General features: G+C 34.6%; 12 protein-coding genes. All 12 read right to left on the reverse strand.

The features are described from left to right. Positions 1-622 precede the first annotated feature (622 nt). Positions 623-1,300, reverse strand: a complete 678-nt coding sequence (locus C7D53_RS18600) for a hypothetical protein (RefSeq protein WP_106918098.1) — start codon at positions 1,298-1,300, stop codon at positions 623-625. A gap of 4 nt (positions 1,301-1,304) precedes the next feature. Then, positions 1,305-2,168 carry a dTDP-4-dehydrorhamnose reductase gene (gene rfbD / locus C7D53_RS18605; protein WP_106917912.1) on the reverse strand — a complete coding sequence of 288 codons (864 nt, stop codon included), beginning with the start codon at positions 2,166-2,168 and terminating at the stop codon, positions 1,305-1,307. Positions 2,169-2,216: 48 nt separating this feature from the next. After that, positions 2,217-2,702, reverse strand: a complete 486-nt coding sequence (locus tag C7D53_RS18610) for an acyl-CoA thioesterase (RefSeq protein ID WP_106917913.1) — start codon at positions 2,700-2,702, stop codon at positions 2,217-2,219. Between the two features lie 70 nt (positions 2,703-2,772). After that, positions 2,773-3,276 (reverse strand): OmpH family outer membrane protein, encoded by a 504-nt coding sequence (locus tag C7D53_RS18615; RefSeq protein ID WP_076356793.1) that lies wholly within the window; start codon positions 3,274-3,276, stop codon positions 2,773-2,775. Positions 3,277-3,342: 66 nt separating this feature from the next. Next, entirely contained in the window at positions 3,343-3,897 is a 555-nt protein-coding gene (locus tag C7D53_RS18620) for an OmpH family outer membrane protein (protein WP_106918099.1), read from the reverse strand. A gap of 8 nt (positions 3,898-3,905) precedes the next feature. After that, positions 3,906-6,440: a BamA/OMP85 family outer membrane protein gene (locus C7D53_RS18625; RefSeq protein ID WP_106917914.1), complete on the reverse strand. Its 2,535-nt coding sequence runs from the start codon at positions 6,438-6,440 to the stop codon at positions 3,906-3,908. Positions 6,441-6,468: 28 nt separating this feature from the next. Next, positions 6,469-7,218, reverse strand: a complete 750-nt coding sequence (locus tag C7D53_RS18630) for an isoprenyl transferase (RefSeq protein WP_106917915.1) — start codon at positions 7,216-7,218, stop codon at positions 6,469-6,471. 1 nt (position 7,219) lies between these two features. Then, entirely contained in the window at positions 7,220-8,110 is an 891-nt protein-coding gene (gene porG, locus C7D53_RS18635; protein WP_106917916.1) for a type IX secretion system protein PorG, read from the reverse strand. A gap of 213 nt (positions 8,111-8,323) precedes the next feature. Next, positions 8,324-10,816 (reverse strand): exopolysaccharide transport family protein, encoded by a 2,493-nt coding sequence (locus C7D53_RS18640; protein WP_106917917.1) that lies wholly within the window; start codon positions 10,814-10,816, stop codon positions 8,324-8,326. A 5-nt stretch (positions 10,817-10,821) separates the two neighbouring features. Continuing rightward, positions 10,822-11,700, reverse strand: coding sequence for a polysaccharide biosynthesis/export family protein (locus C7D53_RS18645; RefSeq protein WP_106917918.1), 879 nt, complete (start codon positions 11,698-11,700; stop codon positions 10,822-10,824). Positions 11,701-11,735: 35 nt separating this feature from the next. Next, positions 11,736-12,854 (reverse strand): glycosyltransferase family 4 protein, encoded by a 1,119-nt coding sequence (locus C7D53_RS18650; protein WP_106918100.1) that lies wholly within the window; start codon positions 12,852-12,854, stop codon positions 11,736-11,738. Positions 12,855-12,962: 108 nt separating this feature from the next. Beyond that, positions 12,963-13,964: a glycosyltransferase family 2 protein gene (locus C7D53_RS18655; protein ID WP_106917919.1), complete on the reverse strand. Its 1,002-nt coding sequence runs from the start codon at positions 13,962-13,964 to the stop codon at positions 12,963-12,965.

A 13,964-nucleotide genomic window follows, 5' to 3' on the forward strand; every position in this document is an offset into this window, starting at 1 on the left:
AAGTTGAAGGTTTTTTTTAGCTTGCCTCCCTGGTAGTCTATAATGTCTCTGCCTATCAAAAGGCTCTTCTGCGCTACTGATCCACTCTCGTTTTCAGTGGGGCAAAGATAGAAACTTATACCATAACCCACAAGTTTATTTAACATAAAGTTCATATTTTGTTCCTATTTTTTCATAAGGGGCTGGCAGGCAGCGGGAAAGATTTTAAACAAATGTTTGGGAGATGGGAAGGAGGGACATAAATAATGAATAATGGGTGATGGAAGATATGCCTATATACTATATTTATATATAAGACATCTTCCCTAGCCCTGATAGCAACGGTTACCCCACAGCAGGGATCGGGAAGCGGGTGGACCTGGATTGGGGACGCTTGGAGCGAGGAGTAGAAGTGAATAGCAGGATAAAGCTCCTTTTTAAATTGGATCATTGGTGAACACTTGGCCCAAATAGTATCAACCATTGTATTATAGATAGGTTTGAGGGTAAATAAAAAATTCCGCAGAAATTCTAAACATTGAAATTTCTACGGAATTTTTATAAATGAGATTATATTTTTTGTTTCAAGGCCGATATATATTGTCTGAAGATGTTAAAAAGACAATTAATAAAGCTCTACTTACTATTCTTGCTCTTTATAAATAGTGCTTAAAAACTCTGCGTAGGATTTCTCTAAACCTACAACATCTCCTGATTTAAGGTTTAAACCTCCTACTCCGGAAGTATCCGGCTTAACTTTTAAGGATGAAATCTGAAAATACAAATTTTCATCGTTGCTCTTAGGTTGAACCTTTATGGTGGAGCCTAAAAGTTTTTTGGTAGAGATTGTATAAACTTCTCCAGGAATAATTTTTAATTTAAAAAAAGACCGAGGTGATAAAGTATAGTCTTTTCTATTCACATTTACTTTTTGATCTTTCTCTGAGGATGCAAATATATACATTGCTCCATTCTGATCTGCCAATTTCTCTTTTGGGGTATAATATAAGGCTATCTTATAATTGGAAGCATTAAATTCCTGGGGTGAGCCATCAATATTTTCAAAAGGTTTTATGGCAAAAGTATTGGCTCCAATTTCCTTTGCTTTTTTATAGATCAATGAAAATACCATTGCATCATCTTTTGAAAACCCCTGAACTTCTACTTCACCTAAGTAGATTGCATCTGTTGCAGCTGCATTTTTTTTATATAAGAACTTATCTGAATTGTCATTTGTTTTTTCAACTTTGGTGAGAAAAACATTTTGTGCACTCAAAAGTTGGATGCACAATACGGAAAAGATGATGGCTATATTCTTCATAATATTATTGTTGTGAAAGAACATCAACACATTCTTCAAGGCTATTCTCCCAGTGTCTTGGTTCTATTTTATAGGTTTCTTCTATTTTATCCAATGACATGGTGCTTCTTACAGGTCTTTTTGCCGGTGTTGGATACTGCTCGGTAGTCAGAGGGTTTAATTTTATTGATGATTTTGAAAACTCTGCAATTTTTTTTGCAAATTCAAACCATGTTGTTTCCGGATAGTTTGAGAAGTGGAATACTCCGAAGGTTTTATTTGGAGTTTCAATAATCTTCATGATAGCCTCGGCAAGATCATTGGCATTGGTAGGTTGTCCGAACTGATCAGCTACAATTCCTAATTCTTCTTTTTGAGAGAAAAGGTTCAACATGGTTTTAACAAAGTTCTTATTAAATTCTGAATAAAGCCAAGAGGTTCTTAGGATAATAGTCTTTGGATTAATTTCCAATGCTAGCTCCTCGCCTTTTCTCTTTGATTCTCCGTAAGCTCCTATTGGATTAGTAAAGTCATCTTCTGAGTAAGGCAGGTTTGTATCTCCATCGAAAACATAGTCTGTAGAGACGTGGATCAGGATCGCTTTAAAATCTGTGCAAGCCTGGGCAAGATTGGCTACTCCGTCTGCATTTACAGCAAATGCTTTTTCTCTTTCTTTTTCTGCCAAATCTACTGCGGTGTATGCAGAGGCATTGATACAGTATTCTGGTTTGTTATCATAGAAAAAATCGTTTACCTGATCTTCATTTGTAATATCCAGGGTTGAAGAGTCTGTAAATAGAAACTCATATTGGTTTTCAAAATCGGGTGCTATTTTCCTGATACAGTTTCCTAACTGCCCATTACTACCTATTACTACTATTTTTTTCATATATTATTAATTTTAAAATTGTCAAAAAAGCTTTTTAAAAGATACTCATTAAGAATTTCTCGCATTTTGAGATCTTAAAAACTTTACTCTTGACTGGAAGTCTTTTTGAGGCAGGTCCACATAAAATTTGTGGAATGTTTCTTTGATATCTTCCGGATGTATTTCTGATTTTCTTGTTTTCAGGTTAAAGTAAATAACGGTTACCCAAAGTACGGCATGAACCGTCTTTTCATCTAAACTTTTCATCAGAATTTCAACCTTGGCTGTTCTATCCTGAATCTCAATGGTCTTGCTACTGATGACTACCTGGGTATTGTATCTTACTTCTTTCAGGTAGGCAATTTCGTTTTGAATAGCAATCCATGTACAGCCTGTTTGTTTGGTATATTCTTCATAGGTAAATCCGTAAAAAGTCTCTACATGATCTTCTCTGGCATTGAACATATAATCAAGATATTTTACATTGTTCAAATGTCCGATGGGATCACAATCACTAAACCTAACCTTTACCGTAGTTGATACTTCTTTTTCCATTCCGCAAAAATAAAAAAACCGCCTCTAAAAGAGACGGTTGGTTTTATAAATCTTTGTTAATTTGCTGAAATTATTGAATTCCTAATTCTTTTTTAACAGCTGCAGTAGCATCAGCTCCTGCTTTGTAAAGGAATGCTGGAGAGTTTGCATCCATAATGTAGTCATAACCGTTAGCTTTTGCTACTTTTTCAACTGCATCATTTAATTTTTTCTCAATAGGTCCGAAAGCTACTTCTTGTTTAGCTTGTAGATCTTTTTGAGCTTTGTCCTGCATTTGAGCTATTTCTTCCTGCATTTTTTGTAATTCTGCTTCTCTAGCTTTGTTTTCGTCTGCAGTTTTCTTTGGAGCTTCTTCGCTATACTGCTTTAATTTAGCTTGTCCAGCATCTGCTTTTTTCTTAATCTCAGCTTGCTTAGTATCTAAGAATGTCTTAAGATCAGCATCTGCTTTTTTCTTTTCAGGCATTGCATTAAGAACTCCCAATACATCTAAAGTAGCCATTTTTTGAGCCTTTGCCATACCTACAGAAACAAACATCATCACTGCTGCAAATAATACACTTAATTTTTTCATAATTGGTAAATAAATAATTTAATTTGTTTTTAGATTTTAAATATAAGTAAAAGTTAATTTAAAAAGTTACTTTTTACTTTTAGTATTAGTTTTATCTTTCTTATCGGTTCCTTTCAGTAAAATAGTCAATACTTTTTCTGTATAATCATATTTTCCCTGAAGAAAAATAACACTAATGTTATTGCTTTTATCAAGAACTATGCCCAATCCATTTTTTTCGGACATTGTTTTAATAGCTCCCCAGATCTGATCCTGGAATGGTAAAACAAGGTTTGTTCTTAATTTTGTTATTTCACCATTGGCTCCAAAACGTAGGCTCGTTGTTGTTTTGATATTTTTATCAAGGTCTACAACTTCTTTTTCCCGAAGCTTTAATTGATCCCCTATCAATAACACTTTTTCACTTTCGAATGCCGCTTTTTTTCTTTCATATTCTGACTGCATGTTCTGAAGTTCAGACTGCCAGGTATCAATTTGAGAATTTAATCTCGCTTCGGCTTCTTTATACTGAGGTAATTTATTTAAAATTTCATTAGTATCTACTACTCCTATTTTCTGGGCATTTGAAAATCCAAAAAGCAAAAGTAATACAAAAGTGATGGTTATTTTAAAGTTCTTCATATTAATAATTATAATGATTGATTCATCAAGAAGTGGTTTCGCCATCCAGATGGATCTCCTGATATAGTTTTATCAAATCCGTAAGCGAAGTCAAATCCGATTAATCCGAATGCACCCATATAAACTCTTACTCCGACCCCTACTGATCTTTTCAGCTGGAATGGGTTATAATTACCCCAAGAGTTCCAAACGTTACCTCCTTCTGCAAATGTTAATGCATAGATTTTAGCTGTTTGGTTCAATGAAATCGGATATCTTAATTCTAAAGTAAATCTGTTATAGATTGTACCCCCTCCTTTTTGAGTAATATCTGTGCCTTCACCACCATAGGTACTTGCATTTTCATATCCTCTTAATGGAATTAGCTCTCTACCATCATATCTACCTCCGAATAATCCTGTACCTCCTACATAGAATCTTTCAAATGGCGGTGCTCCAAGGTTTTTGTTGTAACCATCCATGAATCCCATTTCAGCAGAAGATCTTAATACCAGTTTTCCGATAATTTCGTTATATACATCAGCCTTGAACTTAATTTTGTAGAATTCCATCCACTTATATTTGTCAACAGGCTTCATTGAATCATAATCTTTGTTGCTAAACAATGAGTATGGTGGTGTTAACTTCGCAGAAAGTTCAATATTGGAACCCATTGTAGGGAAGATAGGATCTATCCCGGCAGAGTTTCTGCTTAACCCTAAATTGATACTGAAGTTATTTGCATTTCCGTAGTATTCTGTAGTTTCCCCAAACTGGAATGGGTAATTATTAAAGTCATACTTCTGGAACTGTATCCCTGTATATAGAGAGAAATAATCATCCGGCCAGTTCAATAGTCTGTTTAAACCTACTGATGCGGAGAATATATTAAGTTTTTGAGAACCTCCGTAACCGTCACTATATTTTACTCTAGAGTTGTTCAAACTTACAGAAAGTGCTGTTGGTTTTGTACCGAACAACCAAGGTTCAGTAAATGACACCCCATAGTTCTGGAAATATTGTCCTGCCTGTACTTGGATAGAGAAAGTCTGCCCATCTCCCTGAGGTACTGGTTTAAAGTCCTTAAATTTAAGGAAGTTTCTCAATGAGAAGTTATTAAACGTTAGTCCCAAAGTTCCGATGAAGCTGTTTCCTCCGTATCCAGCCTGAAGCTGCACCTGAGAAGATCCTTTTTCTACCAGTTTCCAATTGATGTCTACAGTATTATCCTGCTGGTTAGGCTGAATATCCTGTCCAACCTGTTGCGGGTCGAAGAATGACATACCTGCCAGGTCAAAATAAGTTCTTTTGATCTCTGTTTTTTTGAAAAGTTCACCTGGTTTTGTTCTTAAAGCTCTAAGAACTACGTGGTCATGGGTAGTTGTATTCCCTTGCCATGTTACTTTATTCCAAGTTGCCTGCTCTCCTTCATTAATTCTCACCTCAAGGTTTACAGCGTCTCCTGAAACTGATTTTTCAACCGGTGTTACATTGGAGAAAAGGTATCCATTATTCATGTATACTGACTTGATATCGGAATCATCTTCCTTACCACCGTCTTCTCCTACTTTTTTGTTGAATCCTACTGCATCGTAAATATCTCCTTTCTTATATCCCAGCAATCTCTGTAGATATTCTGTAGAGTAAACTGTATTACCTGTAAAAGTAATATCTCCGATATAGTATTTTTTACCTTCGTTAAGCTTTACATTGATCTCATAATTATTCTTTTTATTTCTCCATACCGAGTCAGAAACTATCTTTGCATCTCTGTATCCCAAGGAGTTATAATAATTAACCAAGCTTTGCTTATCTTCCTGATATTTGTCTTCAATAAATTTGGAAGACTTCAAGATTCCTCCGATTCCGAAACGTCTTTGTTTTGTTTCTTTAAAAGCTTTATTTCTAAGCTTTCTATCGGTTACACTTGTATTGCCTTCAAATTCAATATGATCGATTTTGATCTTTCTTCCCTTGTCTACATTAATGGTCCAATCTACCAAAGATGGATCTCCGGCATTGATTTTATCCTCGATACTGATTTTTGCATCAGCAAAACCTTTTTTAATATAGTCTTTTGGGATATTCGTCTTAAGACTTGAAACGAGGTTTTGAGTAATCTTTGTTCCTGGCTTCAGATTGTTGTCTTTAGCTAGTTTTTCATTTTTAGATTTCCCTATTCCTTTGCCCTTGAATTTTACTTCTCCAAGTTCCTTCAGGTCCTGAAGATAGAATTTAAGAACGACTGTCTGTCCTTCAATACTTTGAACGTATACTTCCACTTCAGAAAAAGATTGGGTATCCCAAAGCTTTTTAACAGCATTACTGATTTTCTGCCCTGGTATGTCTACGCTTTCTCCTTTGGATAAGCCTGTAAACCGCAAGATCTGAGCTGGTGTATATTTTTTTACCCCATCTACAACGATGTCTTTAAGTGTATAAGTGCCTACCTCATTTTCTGTGTGTACAGCACTACTTACTTTGGTGCTGTCCTGTGGAGTTACTTGTCCATAAAAATGCGCAGAAGCAGCAAACATAATGATGGGTAATAGTCTAAACTTCATTTTATCGAGTCTTTCTTTTCTTTTAAATTTATTGGCCTTGTATCTGCTCTCCGGTTAATCCGTATCTTCTTTCCTTGTTTTGATAATCTACAATACATTGGAAGAAAATATCTTTGGTGAAATCCGGCCATAGAACATTTAAAAACTGTAATTCAGCATAAGCAATCTGCCAAAGGAGGAAGTTACTTATCCTGATTTCGCCACTTGTTCTGATCAGTAAATCTACTGGAGGAAAATTTTTGGTATAGAGATAGTCTTCGAATAGTTTTTCATCGATATTCTCTACATCTACTTTTCCTTCTTTTACATCAGAACTTATATTTTTTACGGCTTCCAGTATTTCATTTTGCGAGCCATAGCTTATAGCTAATACAAGGTTTCCTTTTGTGTTTTCTTTTGTAAGATCTACCACACGCTGTAACTGCTCTCTTACCAGAGTAGGCAGTTTATTCATGTTTCCTATTACATGCATTCTTAGTCCTTTACTAAAGATCTCTTCTGCTTCCAGCAGTAAAGTTTCTACAAGCAAATTCATAAGGGAGCTCACTTCTTCAGCCGGACGACTCCAGTTTTCTGAAGAGAACGTATACAATGTTAAATAGGGGATATTGATCTCATTACATGCATTAATTGCATTTCTTACAGCATTAATGGCATTTTTGTGACCGAAGGTTCTGTCTTCGCCACGAGATTTTGCCCATCTTCCATTACCATCCATAATGATGGCCACGTGTTTCGGTAAATTCTCAGAATTTATTTTATTTTTAATCAACGACATATTAATCACAATAACATGGAGGTCTTCCAAACGAGAAGGTTAGTCCTAAACTGAATGTATTCATCCAGTCTTTGGATCTATCATCTCCAATATTTCTCTTTTTAATAAACTCTTCTTCTCTTTCTTTAGCAACGGCATAATAATTACCTGACTGTAATAGGGAACCACCTGTAGCCGGATCTAAGATATCGGCATTAAATGAATTCTTCACATCACTGGAAAGGATCTTACTGTGATCAAGCTGATCTGTTAATGTATATCTAAAGGTTGCTTCTGCAAATATAGCCCAAGTATGGTTAAACTTGTACTTTAAACCTACCCCAAAAGGGATATGCATGGTAACTTTTTTTCCTAGGGTGTATTCGGTTGTTGTTTTAAAGTCCATTTCATTGATTGGAGCTAATGCCACACCATCTGCATCTCTTCTGAAATCATTCATAAGATTAGCTTTAGGTGCATCAAACATTAAGGCACCTACCCCTCCAAAAATATATGGGCTTACCATACTAACCTGTTCATTATTTATAGGGAAAAAGTTATATTCAAACATTAAACTTGCCTCATACACATTATTTTTACCGTATGAGTTTCTATTTCTTCTATATTCTTCTTTTGCAGCTTTATCACTAAACTGGATTTGGTTGTATCCTAAATCCAATCTAATAGTTTGATGCGGGTTAAAATTAAATCTATATAATATTCCTCCATAAAATGGGATACCCCAATCCGACACTCTATTTAAATCCAACGGCTTTTGTAAAATATAATTTGTCCTTCCTACATCTCCCACTAGGTTACTCATACCTAGACGAACTCCCAATTCGTTTCTTTGAGCTTTAACACTCACCACTCCAAGGAAGGCAAGGAAGCTAAACAATAATTTTTTATTCATAAAAGAATATGGATTTATGGTTATTTTAAAATTTAATTTTTGCAAATATAAAACATTTTTATATTAATGATAATCTTAATGTTTAGTTAAAAATAAACAAAAAAACATAATTTGTTATAAAGTAAACGGCAAAGTGGCAAAAATATTCTTTTTTTCATAGAATGAAAATAAATAAAGTATGAAAAAACCCCCATCGAATGAGGGTTTAAGGCTCTATTTTTTATTAAACATTCTCTGCATCTTATTGCGCATTCTGATTAACAGTGGTTCTTTGTAATTTTTATCTTCATCAAAATAGCCATAGCCATACCCATATCCGTAACCATATCCATAGCCATATCCCTGCTTCGTAGTATAATCATTATAAATAAGACCCAGATGTTCAATCTCATTATTATGATATTTCTCGGTGATCATTCTTAGCATATACTTTTCTGTATATTCATGTCGAACAACGTAAATATTTGCATCGGAATATTTCATAAGTTCATAGGAGTCTGCCACTAATCCAACTGGTGGAGAATCTATAATAATAAAGTCATATTTTTCTCTCAGTTCTTCTATAAACTTAATATTTCTTTGGCTCATTAATAACTCCGACGGGTTGGGAGGAATAGGCCCTGAAGTAGCAACATCCAGATTTGGAATTTTTGTCTTGTTCACGATCTGGTCAATATCCACTTCTCCTGTCAGGTAGTTTGAGATACCATATTTATTATCAATTTTGAAGTCACCAAAGATTTTAGGTTTTCTAAGGTCCATTCCTAATAGGATTGTTTTTTTATCACTTAATCCTAGTACAGAGGCAAGGTTGATGGATACATAGGTTTTTCCTTCACCCCCTACAGAAGATGTAATAAGTATTACCTTACCTTTTTCCTCTTTATTATCCATTAGGAATCTAACGCTCGCTCTTATTCCTCTAAAGGCTTCAGAAACAGATGATTTTGGTTGTTCCAAAACCGTCAGCATGTTTTCATTACTGTTGTTTCCGATTACTCCAAGAAGTGGAATTTTTGTTGCGCTTAGCAGTTCTTTGATATTTCTGATCTTATTATCAAGCAGTTCTCCCACTAAAATAAATAATAAAGGAAGCAATAACATCCCGAATATTATTCCGGTTTTAGCCATTCTGACATTTGGCCCTACAGGTCCCTGTCCTAAATTCTTGGCCGGGTCAATCACGCTAATATCAGATTGATTTGTTGCTACATTTAGCTGGGCTTCATTCTGTCTATTCAAAAGACTGTTGTATGTAGCCTCAATCATATTATAGCCTCTTTCTGCATCCAGATATTTTCTTTCCTTTTCAGGATAGGTTGTCAAATCTGAATTTGCATTAGAAACTTCACGATCAATCCTGTTGATCTCGTCATAATATTTAGTGTAATAATTTTTTAAGCTACTGAAAGATCCTGTTTTCGCTTCGTTAATAAGTCGGTTTACCTCTTTCATGGGTTCAGAAGTTGGCTTGTAAATTGATGCCAATTCTGATCTCTTTGTATATAAAGCTTTAAGTTCACTTACGGAAGCAGAAAACATTCCATCTTCAAATCCTGCTGCATTGGTAGCAATCATTTTATCGAAATTCTGCGACTGAAGGGTATTTTTAATATTATTCAGAGAACTTATTTTACTTACAAGATCTGCTTTTTTCGCTTCTAGGTCTTTTATTTTTTCAAGAGATTTTTCATCTCTGTCTTTAATATTGTATAGTTTTTCTGATGTTTTCAGATAGTTCAGGACAACAGCCGCAGAATCCAATTTCTTACGAATATCATTGAGATTATTTTGTAGATAAGCTGTTGTATTTTTATTCACAATGTTTTTATCCTCTAGCCTTTTCTTTTGAAGTTCGGCTACAGATTTATTAAGAAAGTTTACCGTACTGTTAAGATTATATCCTTTCTTACTAATAACCATAATGGTATTGATCTCTTTGTCAAAATTTACCGCTATGGTAGATACAATATCGTTAACACTCTGGTTAACTGTGCTTAGATTAATAATGATAACATCCTGCTTAATATTAGGTATAACCTGATTTTTAACCAGCTTGAATCTTAGGTTTGGAGAATTATACCATTCATTGACTTTAATGATTTTATTTTCCGGTCTGTTATAAGGCTTAATATTTTGAAAGCCTTCCTTTTCGTAATTATACAGGCTTACCGACTGTCCTTCTTTAGGAAGAACAACTTCATAGGTTCCATTATCTTTTGGCATCAGCGTAATAGGATAATCAACTTGTTGAAGATGCTTTTTGTCTATTTCAAGGAAAACCGGAGAGTCATCTTTATCCAAGAATGTAGATTTGATGAGACCTTTGGTAGAATAATTTACAAAAAGGTTCAGTTCTTTAACCAAGAATTCGTTGTGCGATCTTGAGAAGAGCATTTTCTTTAAGTATACTCCGTCCTGGTTTCCTCCTTGTCCCCAGATGAAGTTAATGGACTGGTTTGGGCTAAAATAACTTGATGTATTATTGGATATACTCAGGGATAAATCTGAAGAGTATACGTTCTGAGCATAATATTTACTATATACCCACGAAATACCATAGCCAATAAGAAACATAAAAACAAACCAATACCAGCTTTTAAGTATTCTTCTTAAAAAATGTTCGATATCAAACAATGCAAAAGTCCCGTATTTTTCTTTTGGGGCTTCGCTCTTTCCTACTTGAGTGTCTTTTCCGGGAATCATAGGGATTAAAGTTTTTGTAGGATTGTATATAGAGTTAATGCTGTTGTAATTGCAGCTACACCGGTAAGTAAAGTCTGGATTGGGTCTTTTCCGAATCCGTTTAAGCTTTTTCTTCTGGTATTAAGGTAAATTTCATCCCCATTCTGAATATAATAGTAGGGAGAATTCATCAGATCTTCACGGGTAAGATCTATTTTAGCTATTTTGATCCCCTCGGGGAGCTTTCTGTGAATAACAACATCCTTTTTATCAATGGTTCTGTTCAAACCTCCGTTTATTGCTAATGCTTCAGTAATAGTAAGTGTATTTTTATGAGCTACTTTCTCACCTGAAAGCCCCGTTGATTCTACATCACCAAGGATATAATAGGTAATTCCGTCTGTATTTAATCTTACTTCAGATTTTCCTTCCTGAAAGTTTTCGTTTACTTTGCCCTGTATTTCTTTTGTAACATCATCAAGTGTTCTTCCTTCAGCCTTAATGTATCCTATTCCGAATATATTAATATCACCGTTGGAATCCACCTTTAGTCCATTAAAGTAGAAATTCACATTTCCTCCGCTACTGGATCCTGTTCCACCGCCACCTCCGGCTCCTCCGATTCCTGAAGCAGCACTTATTCCACCGCCACCACCTGATCCACCAGACGTATTCAGGGAAGAATAAAACTGTGCAGCATCTCCTTTGGGTGTGGTAACAATATTAAGATTAAGGAGGTCATTTTTTGTAATTCTGTAGATAGGAATATTGTAGGGAACAAGACCTTCTTCGTTAATTACAAGACTTTCGCTCGGCTGTAAATATCTTACATCTTTTGTAGTGATGCACGAGGTAACCAGGAAAGGTAATAATATTAAAAATAAATACTTAAAATTCTTCATCATATTTGAATATTGGTTACAAAAGTAATATTTAATTGTTAATTTTTGTTATTTCTTAATCGATATATCAAATCCGGTAAATAAGCGCCCAGAAAACCTAATGAAACAATGATAAACAATAACAGATTCACGTTGATATGTCTCAAATAATAGGCTACCGCTACAATCATTAAATAATAAACGATAATATAGAATGTAGATCTTCTGTGGGTAAGATTAAGTTTTAAAAGCTTGTGATGGATATGGTTCTTATCGGCATCAAAAGGGGATTTCTTATTATAAAGTCTTACAAAAATTACATTCAAAGTATCTACAATAGGCAGAATAAGAATGGCCACAGCAACTACCGGAGCAGACTGCAGGTGATATCTGGGTACATCAATAAGTTTTTTATCAATGAAAATATCAATAAAGCAAATGGAAGTAAATGCTAAAAGAAAGCCCAGCAACATGGAACCTGTATCTCCCATGAATACCTTATTGGTTCTATAATTCGAAAGATTGTAATATAAAAATGCCAAAACAGTTCCTATGATAACCACAGACAGAACAACCAACGGATAATTATATTCTCCCAGTCTGTAATAACTTATTCCAAACAATGCGCTGCAGATTACAGAATACACACCAGCCAGTCCATCAATCCCATCAATAAGATTGAATGCATTAATCAGGATAATGAAAGTAATGACACTGAAGATCACACTCACAAGATAGCTCAGCTCATACACTCCGAAAATACCAAATAAGCTTCGGATTCTTATATCTGAGCCAATTACCACCAATGAGGATACAAGAATTTGTGCCACAAGTTTTTTATAGGCCCTCATGACAACAATATCGTCCATTACCCCAATATACAGGAGTATAATCAGCGAGGCAAAGAGAAATTTATAGAGGTCAAATAATTCGTAGGCAAAAATAGAGGCACATATCCCAATTGAATAAAATATGGCAATACCTCCGAGATTAGGAATTTTTCTGAGATGTGAACTTCTAACTCCCGGTTCATCCATAAGATTTTTTCTTCTGGAGATCTTTACGATAGTAGGTATGGAGAAAAAAGTAATTAAAAAGGAGAACACGAAACCAAATCCTATTTTTACATAGAAAATAGGTATCCCCGATCCGCTTAAGAACAATTCAAAATTTTTCATTCTTTTTCTTATCCAGTACACATTTTGTCTCTTCCATTAAAACCGATGATGCAGGATATGCTTCATCCAATGTTCTACCGCCCGAAACAATAGTACTTACATTTGTGTTTATATCAATTTTCTTATCAACTTTTTCTGTCCGGCAAAAAATAACAGATAAAAAATCTTTTTTTTCACTGGCAAAGATAAAAGATAATTCTTACCAAAACGATTATAGCTCAATATATCTTGAATTTTTATTTGTCTTTCTCTCATAAAAACAGTCAGTTTATCAGACATTTTGTAAAAATTTTTCTCATCTTTCACAAATGCCAAATAGGCCAGAAAAGAATAAACTCCTTCAAAGATCTGAAAGTTTTTCAATTCTTTTATTTTGTTTGAATACCTGGAGTCTTTGAACCTATTTTCTACATCCTGCACCGCTTTCAATATATCAAGTCCTTTTTCTGTATGCGTTTTTGTAATAGAATCTGTACGTTCAAGATACTGATAATGAAAACTCTGCGTCTGTGCAATAATCTTACACTCCAATAAAAGCTGTGGAATGAGCTGAATATCTTCAAAATGAACTCCCTTTTTAAATCTTTTATGTTCAAAAAGATCTTTTCTAAACAATTTATTACAAGCAAAATAGCTGATATCCGAAAAAACAGAAAAATGTTCTTCAAGATTAATTTTCTCCTGCATATTGGGTAGCTGAGTCAGCTTTTGGGTTACCTGACCATTTTCATCCACTTTCTGAATATTGCAGATCACCATTTTTGCATGATGTAGTTCTGCCAGCAGTACCATTTCTTCAAACATTGTTTCTGTAACATAGTCATCACTATCTACAAAACCAATATAATCTCCTGTTGCCTGCTCAATACCAAAGTTCCGTGCATCACTCAATCCTCCGTTCTCCTTGGTAAAAGGCTTTATTTTTTCCGGATATTTCTGAGCAAAACTCTCTATAATTTCCCCGGATTTATCTTTGCTTCCGTCATCCACTACCAAAATCTCAATATTGGGATGGCTTTGGTTCACTAAGGAATCAAGGCATTTTGTCAAATAATTTTCGACATTATAAACAGGAACAATAATGGAGACTTTTGAGGGAACGTACGTCAT

It is taken from the genome of Chryseobacterium aurantiacum (assembly GCF_003020585.1).
GTDB lineage: Bacteria > Bacteroidota > Bacteroidia > Flavobacteriales > Weeksellaceae > Chryseobacterium > Chryseobacterium aurantiacum.